The 17754-nt window shown below is 38.7% G+C and carries 11 protein-coding genes and 1 riboswitch; of the genes, 9 read left to right on the top strand and 2 right to left on the bottom strand.

Annotation, left to right across the window (positions count from 1 at the left end):
* The first annotated feature begins 130 nt into the window (after positions 1 to 130).
* The 5 genes from rlmD to KHA97_RS14415 all read left to right on the top strand — a co-directional run bounded on the left by rlmD (position 131) and on the right by KHA97_RS14415 (position 5419).
* Positions 131 to 1519: a 23S rRNA (uracil(1939)-C(5))-methyltransferase RlmD gene (gene rlmD, locus KHA97_RS14435; protein ID WP_213125407.1), complete on the top strand. Its 1389-nt coding sequence runs from the start codon at positions 131 to 133 to the stop codon at positions 1517 to 1519.
* A 304-nt stretch (positions 1520 to 1823) separates the two neighbouring features.
* Positions 1824 to 2234 (top strand): hypothetical protein, encoded by a 411-nt coding sequence (locus KHA97_RS14430; RefSeq protein ID WP_213125406.1) that lies wholly within the window; start codon positions 1824 to 1826, stop codon positions 2232 to 2234.
* A 162-nt stretch (positions 2235 to 2396) separates the two neighbouring features.
* Positions 2397 to 2852 carry a GNAT family N-acetyltransferase gene (locus KHA97_RS14425; RefSeq protein WP_213125405.1) on the top strand — a complete coding sequence of 152 codons (456 nt, stop codon included), beginning with the start codon at positions 2397 to 2399 and terminating at the stop codon, positions 2850 to 2852.
* An 89-nt stretch (positions 2853 to 2941) separates the two neighbouring features.
* A complete protein-coding gene (locus KHA97_RS14420; protein ID WP_213125404.1) occupies positions 2942 to 3322 on the top strand; it encodes a VOC family protein in 381 nt (126 codons plus the stop codon).
* A gap of 119 nt (positions 3323 to 3441) precedes the next feature.
* A riboswitch (cyclic di-GMP riboswitch) is annotated at positions 3442 to 3539 on the top strand.
* 182 nt (positions 3540 to 3721) lie between these two features.
* Entirely contained in the window at positions 3722 to 5419 is a 1698-nt protein-coding gene (locus KHA97_RS14415; protein ID WP_213125403.1) for a methyl-accepting chemotaxis protein, read from the top strand.
* 54 nt (positions 5420 to 5473) lie between these two features.
* On the opposite strand, the gene KHA97_RS14410 is transcribed toward KHA97_RS14415, so the two are convergent.
* Positions 5474 to 6382 (bottom strand): DMT family transporter, encoded by a 909-nt coding sequence (locus tag KHA97_RS14410; RefSeq protein ID WP_213125402.1) that lies wholly within the window; start codon positions 6380 to 6382, stop codon positions 5474 to 5476.
* 81 nt (positions 6383 to 6463) lie between these two features.
* On the opposite strand from KHA97_RS14410, the gene KHA97_RS14405 reads away from it, so the two are divergent.
* The 3 genes from KHA97_RS14405 (at position 6464) to KHA97_RS14395 (ending at position 14474) form a co-directional block, all read left to right on the top strand.
* A complete protein-coding gene (locus KHA97_RS14405; RefSeq protein WP_233713483.1) occupies positions 6464 to 7825 on the top strand; it encodes an MFS transporter in 1362 nt (453 codons plus the stop codon).
* A gap of 323 nt (positions 7826 to 8148) precedes the next feature.
* Positions 8149 to 9906: a PhoX family protein gene (locus KHA97_RS14400; RefSeq protein WP_213125401.1), complete on the top strand. Its 1758-nt coding sequence runs from the start codon at positions 8149 to 8151 to the stop codon at positions 9904 to 9906.
* A 224-nt stretch (positions 9907 to 10130) separates the two neighbouring features.
* A complete protein-coding gene (locus KHA97_RS14395; protein WP_213125400.1) occupies positions 10131 to 14474 on the top strand; it encodes an alpha-amylase family glycosyl hydrolase in 4344 nt (1447 codons plus the stop codon).
* A gap of 87 nt (positions 14475 to 14561) precedes the next feature.
* On the opposite strand, the gene KHA97_RS14390 is transcribed toward KHA97_RS14395, so the two are convergent.
* Positions 14562 to 15551 carry a glycoside hydrolase family 43 protein gene (locus tag KHA97_RS14390; protein ID WP_213125399.1) on the bottom strand — a complete coding sequence of 330 codons (990 nt, stop codon included), beginning with the start codon at positions 15549 to 15551 and terminating at the stop codon, positions 14562 to 14564.
* A gap of 878 nt (positions 15552 to 16429) precedes the next feature.
* Here KHA97_RS14390 and KHA97_RS14385 point away from each other — a divergent pair.
* Positions 16430 to 17722, top strand: coding sequence for an ABC transporter substrate-binding protein (locus tag KHA97_RS14385; protein WP_325167458.1), 1293 nt, complete (start codon positions 16430 to 16432; stop codon positions 17720 to 17722).
* Positions 17723 to 17754 lie beyond the last annotated feature (32 nt).

Here is a 17754-nt window from a genome sequence, read left to right as displayed (position 1 = left end):
ACATCTCGATGGCAATCATTTCTCCCATATTCCCACTCCGACATAGTTCCGTTATAATAGGTAAGTATGTTGAAAAAAGATACATGAGCTTATCATTTGATATAGACGGAACTTTTTAGGAGGGACCAACATGACAAACATAAAAGGAGAGAGCTTCATTGCCGATATTCGCCAATTGGATGCGAAAGGCTCGGGGCAGGCGGTCGTTTGGCGAGAGAACGAGCATGGAAATCCGAAGAAACTAAAGCTGACGATTCCATACACTCTTCCAGGTGAAAAAGTACGTGTAACGGTGGAGCGACCGTGGGTAAGAAGATGGAAAGCGAAGCCGGAAGAAATATTAGAGGTTCATTCTGAAAGAATCAAACCGTCATGTCCTCATTTTGAACTTTGTGGGGGCTGTGTTTGGCAGCACTGGGATTATTCAGGTCAATTGAAACAAAAAACGAATCATGTCAAACAAGCGATTGAAGTTCAAGGGTTTGATCCAGCCCTTGTCCGAGATACGATTGGAATGGATGATCCTTGGCATTACCGTAATAAAATGGAGTTTACTTTCGCTCCAGATGGCACTCTAGGTTTACATGAACAAGGAAATTTCCGTAGTATTATTTCATTGGAAACTTGTCTCATTGCTGGGAAAGACATGGTGGAAGCGGCAATGGAAGTCGCGAAATGGGCACTTGAACACGAAATAAGTGGATACGATAAGGATGCCCATGAAGGCTTGCTTCGTCATTTAATGGTGCGCCAATCCTTCGCGACAGGGGAAATGATGTTGGCGCTGTTTGCTACGGAGGCTCCTGTAGGGAAACTTGAAAAAGCGGTGAACGATTTAACTGAAAAAATTGAGCAGAAATTTCCACAAGTTAAGAGCCTGTTATGGCTTGAAAATACACAATGGGCAGACAGGACTCAAGCAGAAAAAACACATATATTAGCAGGTCGTGATTTCATCTATGATGAGTTGGTCGGATACCGCTACCGTCTCTGGTTTGATACATTTTTCCAAACGAATCCAACCCAAGCGCAAAAATTAGTTGAACTTGCGTTAGAAATGGGTGAACCGAAGAGAACAGAGAAGATGATAGATCTCTTTTGCGGAGTGGGTACTTTCTCATTACCATTTGCAAGTCGAGTAGATAAACTTGCTGGAATTGAAATTGTCGAAACTTCCATTGAATCTGCAAAATGCAACGCAGAAGACAATGGCATTTCCAACACATACTTTTTAGCAAAGGATGCTAGATTAGGAATCGACCAAGTACTAGAGACTTTCGGAAAACCTGAGTTATTACTGCTTGACCCACCACGTTCTGGAGCAGGTGGAAAAGTGATGAGAAGAATTGGTCGTTCCAAACCAGAACGCATCGTTTATGTATCTTGTAATCCGGATACGTTCGCAACAGATATAAAAGAACTTCTTCCTTTTGGATATAAATTAGAAGTTGTTCAACCAGTTGACCTATTTCCTCATACGTTTCATGTGGAGTGTGTGGCACTGCTTACGTCTAACTAAAATAATAATTAAAACAGCTCGCTCCTTAGTTAGGAAGGCGAGCTGTTTCTCTTATAAATACAGAATGTGAATGAATATAATTAGCAATTTAACTCTAAGCTAAATCCTCTGCCATTTAAGATAAAGCGGAGCTGATGAAGAAATTACCTCCATTGATGCCATCTGTTTTTCTGAAGCAAAAGCGACATTTTGAGTATTACTGGCGACACAAGGAAACATTGTATGGGGTTTCCTTATTTATGATCTAATAGTATTTAAAATGTAATATGATAGAATAAATTTAATATGAGAGGAGGGAAAAGAGATGGAGAGAAAAATAGACATAATTATACAAAAGTTGGACAAGATCGAGGACAAGCTTAACGAACATAGTAAAATACTCTATAACCATAGCGAAATTCTTAATAGCCACACAGAGATTCTTACTAGCCACAGTGAAATGTTGAATAGCCATACAGAAATGCTTACTAGTCATAGCCAAATTCTTAAACATCACGATGAACAACTAAAAAGCCACGGCGACTTACTTCACCAACTAATCAAAAACGTTGCAGCAACCAATGCTAAATTAAATGAACTATCTGGTAAGGTCGATAAGAATACTAAAGACATTGAAGCGATTAAAAGTACAATGGTTACAACCGTTGATTTGCAGTATTTTGATCGAAAAATTTCCGAACATGATCGGGAAATCATGAAAATTAAACTTGGTTAGTGCACCCCTTAGGAAATTACCCCACCTTTACTCAACAAATCAAATCCCTTATATGCTGTATCAAAAGCAATTTGGATTGCTTTTTTCATATGAATGTTCTCAAAAATCCATGAATGATAAATGTTATAATTAAATAAATTCCCATTCATGGAGGAGTCAACAATGAGTGAAAATTTTATCGTTCGACCTGCATCAAAGGAAGACGTAGATGCATTATACAAACTGATGAGACAGTATATTGTTGATTTCTATCAACAACCTGATCCTAAAGAAAATGAGCTAAAGGACCTGATTCATCACTTATTGGATAATCCTATAAGTGGTCTGCAGTTTGTAGCTGAAGAAAATGGACAAGTAGTAGGGTTTGCTACTCTGTACTTTACGTTTAGTACGTTAAAAGTAAAAAGGCAGGCAATTCTAAATGATTTATTTGTCGCCCCGCAAGAAAGAGGGAAAAAAATCGGCGAAAAGCTATTCGAAACATGCTTGGACTACATTCGGAAAAATGATTTTTCATCTATGACATGGGAGACGGCAAAAGATAATATCGCAGCTCAATCCCTCTACAACAAAATGGGCGGCAAACAATCGGAATGGTTGTGTTATGAGATTAGTTAAATCTAGGTATAATGTATGCTTGTTTGGAGAAAAGAAAATAATGAGTGGAAATTATTAAAAGAAAATATCGAATTGAAAAGGTGATGAACATGTCAAAAGCTACTCCATTTTTAATGTTCCAGGGGAATGCGGAAGAAGCAATAAATTTTTACATATCTATTTTTGAGGATTCTGAAATTACAAGTTTAACTCGTGGAGGTACGGAAGGTAGTGTCATGAAAGCTACTTTTACGATAAATGGCCAAGAATTCATGTGTATTGACAGCGATATTAAACATGATTTTACGTTTACACCATCATTGTCTATCTTTATTACATGCGATACTGAAAAAGAAATCGATGAACTATTTGAAAAATTATCCGATGGTGGAGGCGTCTTAATGCCTATAGGTGATTATGGATTTAGCAAGAAATTTGGATGGGTAAATGATAAATTTGGTGTTTCGTGGCAATTGAATCTTCCTAGCTGATGTCTATGTAAAGTTACCTTTGTGTATACAAAATTTGCCATAAATAAAAAATATTAGAAGAATTTTGTTGAATATTGGAAAATGGTGAGATAAGATAAAAGTACCAGGTAGTTTATCATATAAATAAAAGGCATTATTTGAAAAAATACGACGCAAAGCTAAGGGTCTAAAGGTTTTTGGGTTCAATCTTAAAAACTATGATTCACTGGTCATCATTTTATTTTTTTGAAAATCCTATGGCTATTCTATGTCTATAGAATAGCTATTTTTTATAAGAAGAGAGGGACGCTGATTAGGAGTAAGATAGTATAACTACATTGTTATATGGAAGCGGTTACTAATACATATCCATCTTAATAAAAGGTAACACACTATATATTTTAGGGAATGAGGAGAAACATGAAGAATTTGTTCAATTTTAAAAGCTTAAAAATGAAGATTTTGGTTGGGTTTTTTCTTGTCATTCTACTATTCGTAGCCTTTGGAGCCTATAATTTTATATCAGTTTTCAGTGTAAACAACTCTACTAAAAACATCGTTAGTAAGGATCTTCAATTATTGATTGCAGATGAACAAATGGCTACTAGAATGGCCAATAGTATAGGCTTGGCCAGTGGATATGTAGTATTTGGTTATAATGACTATAAGGATATATTTGAAGACGAAACAAAAAAAGCTCAGCATTATGAAAAGATTGCTAAAGAGTTAGGTGCTTCCGCTGAATACGAGGAACTTATTCAGCGTTCTGAATCGTGGAGAGAACATGTTATAAGTGATGTATTTGAAGAATTTGAAAAAGGCAATAAAGACCAAGCTATCTTAAACCTTGCAATATCGTCAAAGGAAGCCCGTAATATTATGGAAGGTTTTGAGAAGATAGCAGCAGATACAGAGACACTCATTCAAAATCAAGGTAAAAGCATTATCGATAATGGAAATGGGACTCTTTATGTCGTATCCATTGCTATTGCATTAGTTATAATCGTTAGTATAGCGGCAGCACTCATTACTTCTACAATCATAACAACCCCAATAAAAAAAGTGATGGAACGAATGAAGTTGATTTCAAGCGGGAATCTCAGTCATGAGCCGTTAACTACGAAATCACGAGACGAAATTGCCGATCTTGTTATCTCTACAAATGACATGAATAAGAATATACGTGATTTAATTAGTCAAATTAACTATGTTTCTGATTCCATTGCGAGACAAAGTGAGGAGTTGTCTCTATCAGCAAACGACGTTAATGCTGGTTCTCAACAAATATCAGCCACCATGCATGAAGTAGCCAATGGAACCGAAACTCAAGCTACAAGTGCTAGTGAGTTGGCATCCATTATGGTATCTTTTTCTACTACAGTCCAAGAGGCTAATGATAACGGAGAACGTATACAGAAGGCTTCCGCTGATGTGTTGCATATGACAAGCGAAGGGAGTCAATTAATGCAGGCTTCTAGTCAGCAAATGGCCAAGATTGATGAAATTGTTCATGAAGCCGTTGCTATGGTAAAGGGTCTAGATGGAAAATCCCAAGAAATTTCTAAGTTGGTTTCTGTGATTCAAGAGATTGCCGATCAAACGAATTTACTAGCTTTAAACGCGGCAATTGAAGCGGCAAGAGCGGGGGAACATGGTAGAGGTTTTGCAGTAGTAGCAGATGAAGTTCGTAAACTGGCAGAACAAGTATCTGCGTCTATATCAAATATTACTGCCATCGTGAATGGAATTCAAAATGAATCTAGTTTAGTTGCAGATTCTCTAGAAGAAGGTTATAAGGAAGTTACACACGGAACGAGCCAAATTGAAGCAACACAAAAAACTTTTTCCGGAATTAGCAATGCTGTTACAGAGATGACAAATAACATTCAAGTTGTCTCCGAAAATATCTTAAACATAGCTAACAGTAGTAAAAAAATGAACGAATCTATTACAGAAATTGCAGCAATCTCTGAAGAATCAGCTGCTGGAGTGGAGCAAACGTCTGCTTCATCTGAACAAATCAGCAGTACGATGAAAGAAGTGGCAAATAGGTCTAGTGATCTGTCTAAGTTAGCAGAGAACTTAAATGGTTTGGTCCATCGCTTTGTTCTTAAATAACACCAATAATTTAAACAAAAGCCCAAGGATATTAATCCTTGGGCTTGCTTTTTATTATGATGCTTTTGGTATAACTTCACTACTCGATGTCTTTTTACTTCCTTTCACATTTACGATTAAAACACCGGAAATCGCCACGATTCCTCCGATGAGTGAAAGAGTGGTTGGAAATTCGTTTAACCAAATCCATGCAACGAGGATGGCAATAGCTGGTTCAACATATAAGATGCTCGTAATAGAGCTTGCTTTACCTAATGAAAGTGCAATTGCCCACATCACATAAGCAATGGCGCCAGGAAAAACTCCTACATAAATCGCCGTCAGATTGGCTTCCAATGTCGCATGTTGAACCGTTTGGAATACACCAGGCGCAAAGATGAAAAACGGAATGGTTCCCGCCCATGTAAAATAGGCAGTCAATTCAATTGGTCTATAACGCTTAAGAAATGGCTTTTGGAAAACAAAGAAGACGGAAGTGGCAAGTGCGGAAATTAACACAAAAATAGCCCCTTCGGAAATTGTAAAAGATGATCCCGAAGTTCCCACCGTAATTAAAATAATCCCAATAAAACCAACACTTAAACCTAACCACCCGAATAAACCTAAGCGTTCTTTTAAAACAATAGCTGCTATAATTGCGGTGAAGATTGGACCAGAGCCGATTAGCATGCCCGCTGTACCGGCAGAAATGGTTTGTTCACCAAATGTAACGCCAATGTGATAAATACTAATTCCGATCCAGCCAAGTAAAATGATTTTTAGTAGATCTTTTTTTTGAGGTAACTGGAATTTAACTCCTGGCCATAATGCATATATGACAAATAAAGCTGATGCGATGAAAAAACGTACAAGGACTAAATGGCCGGGTGAATAACCGCCATTTAAGCTAACACGAATACCTGCAAAAGTAGATCCCCAAATCAAAACTGTGATAGATGCCATTAACAAAGCTTTTGCAATCAAGAAAATTTCCTCCCACTACAAAATGGAACATTTACATATTATAGCCCTTTACGATTATTTATGGAAAGAAGAAAATATTGTATGGATATGCGCTCTGAATCTAATTTTTACTTCTACAAAAAAGTAAATGACCTTGAAGGGAAAATAGGACAGTTAGTAGAATACATACAAATCAAGCATCAAGTAACAGAAGGGTATTGGATAATGAAAGAATTACTTATGAATAGAAAATTTGTGTTTTTATGGTTGGCGCAAGGTGCTTCTGGACTGGGAAGTACATTTGCTACATTTGCTTTATCGTGGCTCATTTATGAAATGACAGGTTCGAAGATGGCAATGGGGAGTATTTGGGTATCATTTATGCTTCCTAATATCCTGATTCAATTATTTTCAGGTCCTTACCTAGATCGATGGGATCGCAAGAAAGTAATGATGTTTTCGGAATGGTTCAGAGCAGCCGCTTTTCTTGTTCTAGTTATTTGGATTTCGATGGATCAATTAGAAGTTTGGCACCTTTATGCCGTATCGATTGCTGTTGGGCTTGCCCAGCCAATCTTTTATCCGGCAAGTATGGCTTATGTTGCGGATATATTACCTAAGGACAAGTTAATAAAGGGCAACTCCCTCCTTGAAGGAACAGGACAGGTCATGATGCTTTTAGGGCCGACATTAGGAGGACTTTTAATTTCAGCTTTTGGAACAGAACCTGTTTTATATATCTTGATTATTTCTTTAGGAGTCTCTGGTTTTCTATTAATGATGAATCCAAGCTCTAAGAAAAAACAATTAGTAAAAAGAGAAAGTTGGTTTACCCAGTTTAAAGAAGGTCTCCAGTTTTACCGCGTATACCCCGTGTTATTATGGGTAGGAATGATGATGATGATGATCAATTTCAGCTCAGGAGCAGCACAGCCGATGTTTTTGCCATATATTACAGATGAATTAGGTGGCACAGCCTTTCAATATGGTTTATTTACTTCTGCTTTTTCGTTTGGTATGGTGGCGGGCACTGTACTTACGGGAACACTAAAAGAACCAGAAAATAGAAAACTAGTCATGCTAGGATCATTATTTATTTCAGGAGTGTTATTTTTAGGGTTAGCATGGACACCTTTTTATTGGCTCGCTCTTGTTATTTCGTTTGGACAAGGGATATTTGCGATTATTTTTAATATTAATAATACGACGTTATATCAGAGAAGAGTGCCGGAGCATTTGCGTGGAAGAGTGTTTTCTGTAAGAGTTTTATTAGCGCAAGCTGGGGTTCCGTTCGGAGCGGCATTAGGTGGTCTTTTTGCAGAAATGTTTTCCATCCCAATTTTATTTACAGTTTTAGGATGTCTCATTGCATGCACTACCATCGTTTGTTGGTTTAATCCGATTTTTGACAAGCTTAGTGAGAAGGGTATAGTGAACATAGATGTAAAAGCTGGTAAAAAATGAAATAGAATGATAAGAAACTATCAGCATGTGATTAGGAAAATTCCTATTCATCATTTAATCAGTGGATTGGAAAAAATGGTATCTGTATATCAAGTTCTCTATTACGAAAAAATTCGTTGAATGTTTTTGCTCTACTTAATAAAAGTAGAGCACTTTTTATGTTTTTTCAATCCTAATAAGGACATTGGGACTAAGAAAAAACACTACAAATAGACTAGTGGAATTTACAATATCTATATGTTATTAAAATACTTTATTAATAATCCTCCTCTAATATTTTAAGTGAAACACATTCTACTAAAACTTTTAGGAGGTCATATGCAATGAATAAGAAAAAGGTTATTGTCCCATTGTTAAGTGCAGCTATTTTATTTCCAACTGCCGCAAACGTATTGGCAGAAACGTACCAGCCAATTTCTTCAGTAAAATCTGTGGAATTTGTCGGAATGGAAGCGCCGGATACATATGAAGAACGTTCAGCAATGTATAGTGAAGCTTCGGCAATTGTTACGTTGAACGATGGTTCCAAGAAGACAGTTCCTTTGGAATATAAATCTTTGGCCAGACCTGGAGAAGTTATTAATGGCAAAGTTGTAGGCGCCGCTTATGATGTTAACGGCAATGTGATTAAAGACGACAAAGGTAACCCTTATGTTTCAACAGCGCCGGACATGAATACTTTGCTTACTGTGAATGGAAAAAGTGGTAAATTGTATTTAATTAATCATTTTGAAAGTATGCCAAAAAATGAAATTGGAAATATGCCAAAAGCAGTTTATTTGAATACCGTGATTCAAGATAAGAAAACAGGAGAACTTAAAATTACCGATATTGAACCTGTCGATTTTTCAGCGTATGGTGGCATTTGGACACCTTGTGCGGGGACTCTATCTCCTTGGAACACTCACTTAGGAAGTGAAGAATATGAACCTAATGCTCGAGCTCATGAGGCTAACCCTGAAAAATCTGACGTAACTGAATTTGCTCGTAACTATTATCAAGATCCCAACGCTATTGGAAATCCGTATCTTTATGGTTATACGACAGAAATAACCGTTCATCCAAACGGAAAGACGAAAGGTGTCAAACACTACAGCATGGGTCGTTTATCATTCGAAAATGTAGCGGTCGCGCCTGATCAACGTACTGTTTATTATGGAGATGATGGCAGCTATACAATGTCCTTTATGTACGTTGCTGATAAAGCAAAGGACTTATCAGCAGGTACACTATATGCCGCAAAATGGAATCAAACAAGTGATCAAAATGGCGGAGCCGCTGATATTGAATGGATAAAATTAGGACATGCCAATGATAACGAAATAAAGGAGCTTGCAAAAACAGTATCATTTAGCGATATTTTTGAAGTGACCACTGACGCTGCTTATGCAAAAGAAAACGGCTTTACAAGAATTAAGGCTGCTGGAAATGATGAGTGGCTAAAAGTAAAACCTGGCATGGAAAAAGCTGCAGCATTTTTGGAATCCCGTAGATACGGAGCTATTTTAGGTGCTACCGCTGAATTTAATAAAATGGAAACTCTCACTTTCAACAAAGCAGATAAAAAAATCTATATGGCGATGTCTTACGTTGAAAAAGGCATGACTAAAAATCCGAAGGATCCTGTGGATGATATTCAATTACCGAAACTTAGCGCGGGTGCCATATATGAAATGAATACGTCAGCTGCACAAAAGGATCGCGGTGGGAACCCAATTGCTAGTGATTATGTTGTAACCGATATGTCAGCATTATTGCTAGGTGAAGATTTATCGGCTCCAGATAAAGATGGGAACACTGCCAATCCTGATAAAATGGCTAACCCAGACAATATTGCTTTCTCTGAAAAATTAAGGACTCTATTTATTGCTGAAGATAGTAGTATGCATACGAATAACTTTGGCTGGGCCTATAACGTGGATACAAAGAAACTTTCCCGTATCGTTTCAGCGCCTGATGGAGGGGAAGTTACCGGTCTTCAGGCAATTGATGACTTAAATGGCCATTCCTATCTCATGGTTGGTTCGCAAAACCCAGGCAATATTGGTTATTTCAATTTACCTTCCGTTGACGGAAAGTAAGTTAAGTTAATTAAACAAAAAGCTCAACACTGCTGAAACTCTGGCGGTGTTGAGCTTTTTAAGTTACTTCTTATTTCTTCAAAACACCTTGTATATAAACAAATATCGGTTACTAGATTAGAATAAATGTGAGTAAAGTCCTACTTTTCAAAAAATACAGATTCTGAGACAATGGATTCAGTAATGCAAACGTTTACAAAAAGAATGAAAAAAGGAGGAAATGTATGAAGCGTTATATGAAAAAGTCCTTCAGCATGATTGCCCTCATCATATTATTAATGCAAACACTTGCATTAGGAGCTCTAAACAATTTGCCATCTGTAAATGCAGAAGGCAGGATAGTAACTCTAGTAGGAAATTTACAGGACGAGCTGGGTGGATCAGGAGAGTGGGATCCTGCGGATAAGTCCACACAGATGCAATTGCAAGAAAATGAGAAGTACGTGCTAACGGGGACGCTGCCAGCAGGAAACTACGAATATAAAATTGCAATCAATGGTTCCTGGGATGAAAACTATGGAGTGAACGGGGAGCGGAACGGATCAAACTATCAGTTGTCACTCGATAAGGAAACGGAAATTACTTTTATCTACGATGATACTACGCACCGGGTCACGATTCTTCGGGAATTGCTAGATTCAGAAAAACCAAGAATTGTCGGCGACCTCCAGCCGAAGCTGAATGCAGGCAGTGAATGGTCACCTAGCGAATCGACTGCCATTATGCAGGATGAAGACCGTGACAATATCTATACGTATACAGCCCTTGTCCCTAAAGGAAAACACGAGTTTAAGATTGTGCTAGGTACAGACTGGTCAGCTCCAGCCTATCCTGAGAATAACTTTGTTTTAAACGTCGTGAAAGATGCTGTGATTACGTTCTTTTATAACCATGATACGAAGGCTGTGTACACCGATTATGACCCAGGGTTGCCGGATGGGAATGTCCAAGGGGACAAGCTGTTTCATAATACATGGGATCTAGCTTATAGATCTCCATTTGGAGCAGTGAAAGCAGGGGAATCGGTCAAGCTCCGCCTCCAAGCAAAAAAAGGGGACTTGACGGAGGCTAGGGTCGAAGTTAAAAACTATCAAACTGGTAATACTATTTCGGCCAATATGGAATATGCGGGCTGGCTTGAGCTAGATGGGTCACAAGTTGAATTTTGGGAAGCAACCATCAAGCCGGAGGACAAAGGTGTTTACGGGTATAAGTTCATTGCTCGTGATGGGGATGCACAAAAGGAATACGGAGAAGATGCTTATGAAGGCGGAAAAGGCGTGGCATCTGATGGAAATGCGGCATTTTTCCAATTGACGGTGTATGATTCCGCGTATAAGACGCCTGATTGGATGAAGGAAGCGGTCGTCTATCAAATTTTCCCGGATCGCTTTTATAATGGCAATAAAAAGAATGATACAGCAAAAATGAATGCCCGTGGCGAGGAGCCGATTGAGCATAGGGATTGGAATCAGCTTCCAGATAATCCGCGTGAAGCAGATTCAGACGGTTATGATGGTGACGGAATCTGGTCGAATGATTTCTTCGGCGGCGATATTGCAGGGATTCAAATGAAACTGGATTATATTCAATCACTTGGCGTCAATACGCTATATTTAAATCCAATTGCTCATGCTGCGTCTAATCATAAGTATGATGCGACAGACTTTAAGGCAATCGATCCAATGTTCGGGACGCCGGAAGAATTTAAAGCATTTACAAAAGAATTGAAGAAACGAAAAATGAATTTGATATTGGACGGCGTGTTTAACCATGTTGGGGATGATTCAATTTATTTCGACCGCTACGGGAAGTATGAAACGGTCGGAGCATATGAATATTGGTCAGCTGTGTATGATCTCGTTAACAAAGGTGTAGATGAGGAAGCGGCGAAGAAACAGGTGGCGGCAAAATTCGTTTCTGAAGGACAGGTTTTTAGCCCATACGGCTTCCATAACTGGTTCAATATTGAAAATCGGAAAGTGGATGGAGTTTATCAATATCAGGCATGGTGGGGATTCGATTCCCTTCCGGAAATCAAATCGGTGCCTGGTGATGCTGTAGACTATTTGTCGGAGTTAAACAATAAAGAGTTTGCCAACTATATTATGTATGAGAAGGACTCAGTAGCGAAAACATGGCTCGATAGAGGGGCTTCGGGATGGCGTCTAGATGTTGCGAATGAGGTCGATACTGAATTTTGGAGGGAATTCCGTAAAGAACTAAAGACGGGGAAAAAGGATGAGCCGCTTATCCTCGGAGAAATCTGGGACGATGCGTCACAATATTTCCTTGGGGATCTATATGATTCGGTGATGAATTATCGTTTCCGCGATGCCCTCATCAATTATTTGAAAAATGGTAATGCCGAAGGAGCAGAAAATCAGTTAAATGCTGTATACGAAGACTATCCGAAGGAAGCTTTTTATGCCCTAATGAATTTAATGGGTTCCCATGATACGCCGCGAGCAGCCTTTATTCTCGGAAATGGGACAGATTCATTTGAGCGTGCCGAGCAGGATAAAAATTATCAGCATCAGCTTGGAATCGAGCGTTTAAAGCTTGCAGCTATTTTACAGATGGGTTATGCGGGTGCACCAACAATTTACTACGGTGACGAAGCCGGTGTAACAGGATCAAAGGACCCGGATGACCGCCGCACATATCCTTGGGGCAACGAGAATTTGGAACTTATCAAGCATTACAAGACAATTGGAGATGTCAGGACGACATATCATGATTTATTCAGTTATGGCGATTTAAATCATTTGTATGCAAAGGGTGACGTTCTTGCTTTTTCCCGTTCAGATAAAAAGAATGTTGCTGTCATTTTGACAAATCGCGGCAATGAAGATAAGCGGGTCGAATTGGACGTCGATGACATTGTCATTAATGGAATCAAGTTTACAGATCAACTTGATAAAAAGTATAAAGCAGCCTCAAAGGACGGAAAATTGGTGGTTACAATCCCGGCCATGAGCGGACGCATGCTCGTTTCCGACAAGGGACAAAATCTGAAGCGCCCAGAAGAGGTGAAACAACTTACAGCTGTGGAAGGCAACCATTCTGTATCCTTGACGTGGAAAGGCGGCGCCAAAAACTATGCCGTTTACATGACGACAGTTGAAGGGGCTTTTTATAAGAAAGTGGCAGAAACTGAGGACAAGAATATCACCATCGATGGCCTTGAAAATGGTCGTAAATATTATTTCGCTGTCATAACCATTGATAAAAATGGCAACCGTTCAGAAAAAACGAAGTTAGAAACTGCTGCCATTCCTCACGTAAAGTTAATAGGAAACAATTATAAGATTGATCATGTTTCAGCACTTGAAAATGGCAAAATTGACCTTTCGAAGCCACAAGTGGTCACTGCAAGCATTTTTGTCAAAGGGGAAACGGTATCCGAACAGATGGAAGGGCTAAAGGCAAAGCTTGAAGTTAAGCAGCCAGGAAGCAGTAACTGGATTTCCTATCCGTCAGTCTATATAGGTCAAGAGGAGGAGGCTAATGTCTTTCAAGCCCAATTCCTTCCACTTGCCGAAGGAACATATGAATATCGCTTTGCTTTTTCTAGTGATCTCGGCAGGAATTGGGTGACGAGTGAAGTACAGTCAGTGAACTTTACTAAAGGGGAGGATATAGGGGTTCCGGCTGAACTTGTTTTGCTTGAACAACCATTACAAGAATCCGGCCAGGTTAATCTTTCTTGGAATTTGGAAGGGGCCAACAATCCTTATATGACCGCGATTGTCCGAGATGGGGAGATGATTGCCCAATTGTTTGATATGAGCAAGCAATCGTACCGTGATGGAAACGTCGTAAACGGAAAGACATACAATTATGAAGTACATGTGTATAATCAATCTGGCCAGATGGTGAAATCGAATGGGGTTACCGTTACACCAGATCGAATTATGGTGCAAGTGACGTTTAAGCTCAATGCACCTGACTACACGCCGCAGGGAGCAACCATCACAATCCCAGGCAGCAAAAACAGCTGGAACACAGGCGCCTGGGCAATGACCCGCGGCGGGGCGGTAACAAGTGATTATGAATATACCATTGAAGCGCTGGAAGGTGAAGAGCTGACATATAAATATGTCAAAAATGGCACGTGGGATCAAGAGGGACTGGCAGACCATACACCTGCCAACCCAAATGATGATGATGTCAGCTATTATGGCTATGGAGCACCTGGAACCGACCTTTCTATTACCGTTACAAATCAAGGCGGAAACAAAATGGTCGTACATGACAAGATTCTCCGTTGGATTGATCTGCCTGTTGTCGTTACGTCTCATACAGACGGACAAGCAGTATCCTCTGACAGCATCACACTCAAAGGGAATGCGATTAAAGCAGGCATCCTTACAATCAATGGAGAGCGGGTGGCAATTAATAGCGACATGAGTTTCTCCCATCAGATTACTCTCAAGTCTGGGGAAAATAATATCGTGCTTCATATCGAACCATCGGAGGAAAATAAATCAGCTATTTTCAAAAATGACGGTGGCGCTATTGGAAAAGCGACAAAAACATTGGAATTGACGATTGTGAAAAAGTAAAAAGTAGCCTCTTCCGTGAATGGAAGAGGCTACTTCTTTATAGATGCAAGTTTGACCGTAGAAGTTGCTAGTAGAAAGGTCATAACACTACTTTATTTTTTGGTCATATTCAATTGTTTGTATCGTTCCATCCTCGTTATATTTTAGTTCAGTGTATTTAACACTCCGTTTATGATTAACCCCACCAGATAAAGAGGCATCATGGTAAAATAAATACCATTTGTCTTTAAACTCTACAATAGAGTGATGTGTTGTCCAACCAAGAACTGGGGTTAAGATTGTACCTTTATAAACATAAGGACCTTGTGGATTTTTACTCATGGCATAGGCGAGAAGATGGGTAGTTCCTGTGGAGTAGGAAAGATAATAATACCCGTTATATTTATGTACCCATGGGCCTTCGAAAAACCTTCTTTCCTCATCTCTTGCAAGGATAGGATTGCCTTTTTCATCAATAATGGAAATTTTTTGAGGCTTTTCTTTAAAAGAAAGCATATCATCATTTAGTTCTGCAAACATTGGACCTAATGCAGGTTCCGAAGGTGCAGGACCTTTTCCGTTGGGATCATAGCTTCCTGTTTGCCATTTTTCTAACTGCCCGCCCCAAAGGCCGCCAAAATACATATAAGCTCGATTATCCTCATCGACAAGTACAGCTGGATCCATGCTGAAACTGCCTTGTATGAAATTTTCTTGTGGAGTAAAAGGTCCAGCCGGATTCGGACTAGTGGCTACTCCAATTCGAAAGATTTCATCATGATCTTTGGCCGGAAAGTATAAATAGTATGTATTATTTTTGTAAGCAGCATCCGGCGCCCACATTTGTTGCTTTGCCCATGGAACATCTTTTACATGAAGGACTTCTCCATGATCCACGCATGGAGAATCAAAATCATCTAATGATAGAACATGGTAATCCTCCATGGCATATTGATCTCCGTTATCATTGGAAGGTCCATCGTGATCTAAATCATGGGATGGATAAATATAAAGCTTACCTTCGAAAACATGGGCAGATGGGTCTGCAGTATAAATATGCTCTACTAACGGTTCGTTAGGTTTTACTCTTTCTTTCATTTCCTGCTCACCTCCAATAATCTTAGAACATTTATGCATTTAAATGCTTCTATATTCAGTTTGAACTTTGGCCAACTATTTTCTCTGTTTAGTGAAACATAACCTTTCTGAATAATTCTATTAAACTCTCTTAAATACCGGAAAAAATTAATCAAAACCTCCCATTCATAAATACATTGAAAAAACTTTGTATAATGGCTAGACAAACTATATTTTTATTATTATAATATGGAAAAACAGAAAAGACAACGCTTACAAAATATTAAGTATCTACAATATTATTCTTCAACACCTTCAAAAAAGATTATAAGCATAATTTTATATAGACATAACCCGCTGTATGAAAGCGCTTAATTACTTGGTGATTCATATCCAATGATTAGGATAGGCAATAAATTATAAGTTTATTCAAGTGAAGAAGTTTGCACAAATGCTTATCATTCCTTTTTAAACACCACAATCCACACGAAACTGTACAACAAAATTCCCGAATGCATATCCTTAGTGCTGGGTCTTGTATGTTGATGACCTCTCCAATTTATGGTGGAGACACGAACAAAACAAAGTGATACTAGACAAATCATTTTCTCTAATTAAATACATAGGCAAAAGTATCAGGCAAACCAATGGATGGAAGGTTGGATTTTTCACTTCTCTCACATTGATGAAATAGTATGTGGTCCCATATCATCGTAATTTCTCAAATAGTAGGTGATGGCTATTGGTTTTATTCGAATTCCACACCTGACTTATAAAACCGTACAGCACTAACCCTTTTCGTACAACTTTTAATAAAGACATCAAAAATTAAGTTAGATACTGCAAGGTATATCCTTGATTATCAAATAACATTTTTATTTAAGAGGGGGGCAAGGCTAGTGAAGGTGGGAAAAAGTTTCTTTTTAATTATGTTAAGTATGTTGATGATTTTGAGTTCGGCATGTTCATCAGAAACAGGTGGTAAGAGCACAGGTGGCAAAAAGTCAGGAAAAAAGGAAATTACAGTTTGGAGTTTTACAAACGAAGGTGAGTATGCTGTTAAAAAATACATGGAACAAAATCCGGATGTAAAAGTTAACTTTCAGCATATACCAGGTGATCAATATCAAACAAAATTACGTTCCGCTTTACAAACAGGTGTCAATGCTCCTGATGTTTTTGCAACTGAATATGGGTTTGTAAGAAAGTTTATTGATCATCCAGCTCTCGAAAATCTATCAGACGTGTCTTATAATGCGGGTGATTTTATTGGACAGCAATATGAATATGTACAGGCAATAGAAACGGATTCTGAAGGGCAAATAAAAGCTCTAGGTTACCAAGGAACACCAGGAGGAATCTATTATCGTAGAGATTTGGCCAAACAATATTTAGGGACAGACGATCCAGCAGAAGTCAGTGACTTAATTTCTTCTTGGGAGAAGATTTTTGAGATAGGTAAACGTGTTTACGATGAAAGTGGTGGCAAGGTTCATGCCTTATCGAATTGGAACGCCATTGGTGCGGTACAAGGAGGTAATGTAACTTCACCTTGGGTTGTGGACGGAAAATTAGTTATAGATCCAGAAAGACTGAAAGTATTAGATTTGGCACTTCAAGCAAAAGAAATGAATGTACTAGCTATGTTAGAAGACTGGAGTGCAGGGATGTGGGCAGCAATGCAATCCGGGGATGTGATGTTTTTCCCTGGCCCAACATGGTATTTGCAATACGTTATTAAAGCAAATGCACCAGATACAAGCGGTAATTGGGGATTGGCACACGGACCTGGTTCCTTTAGCGGAGGAGGAACATTCTATTCCATTTATTCAAAAAGTGAAAACAAAGAACTAGCCTGGGATTTTATCAAATTCTATTCATTTGATCACGAATTTTTGGAGCAATTGGCTAGAGAGGAAGCTTACTTTACAAGTAATAGAGAAGTAAACGCTAAACTAGCACCTGAGTTGACGGATGAATTCTTAGCGGGACAGAAGTATTTTGAGTTTTTCAATATTGAGGGTGAAAAGGTTCATCCTGTTTTAAGAACTGAGTTTGATGGAGATATCGATACAATATTTGGTAATAACATGGAGTCCTTTGTAAAAGGAAATATCAAAACGAAAGAAGAATTTCTTGAAAAGTTCAAAGCTGAAGTCAAGCATGATTTTCCTGATTTAGTTGTTGAGTAACAATTTGGCCCGGTAAAACCGGGCCAAATGAT

It is taken from the genome of Lederbergia citri (assembly GCF_018343625.1).
GTDB lineage: Bacteria > Bacillota > Bacilli > Bacillales > Bacillaceae_C > Lederbergia > Lederbergia citri.
This window is presented reverse-complemented; position numbering and strand designations above follow the sequence as displayed.

Excerpts from the sequence above, each read along its gene's own strand:
- KHA97_RS14420 (WP_213125404.1), top strand. The coding sequence starts at position 2,942 with ATGTCAAAAGCTACTCCATTTTTAATGTTCCAGGGGAATGCGGAAGAA.
- KHA97_RS14430 (WP_213125406.1), top strand. The coding sequence starts at position 1,824 with ATGGAGAGAAAAATAGACATAATTATACAAAAGTTGGACAAGATCGAG.
- KHA97_RS14395 (WP_213125400.1), top strand. The coding sequence starts at position 10,131 with ATGAAGCGTTATATGAAAAAGTCCTTCAGCATGATTGCCCTCATCATA.
- rlmD (WP_213125407.1), top strand. The coding sequence starts at position 131 with ATGACAAACATAAAAGGAGAGAGCTTCATTGCCGATATTCGCCAATTG.
- KHA97_RS14405 (WP_233713483.1), top strand. The coding sequence starts at position 6,464 with ATGGATATGCGCTCTGAATCTAATTTTTACTTCTACAAAAAAGTAAAT.
- KHA97_RS14425 (WP_213125405.1), top strand. The coding sequence starts at position 2,397 with ATGAGTGAAAATTTTATCGTTCGACCTGCATCAAAGGAAGACGTAGAT.
- KHA97_RS14400 (WP_213125401.1), top strand. The coding sequence starts at position 8,149 with ATGAATAAGAAAAAGGTTATTGTCCCATTGTTAAGTGCAGCTATTTTA.
- KHA97_RS14415 (WP_213125403.1), top strand. The coding sequence starts at position 3,722 with ATGAAGAATTTGTTCAATTTTAAAAGCTTAAAAATGAAGATTTTGGTT.
- KHA97_RS14390 (WP_213125399.1), bottom strand. The coding sequence starts at position 15,551 with ATGAAAGAAAGAGTAAAACCTAACGAACCGTTAGTAGAGCATATTTAT.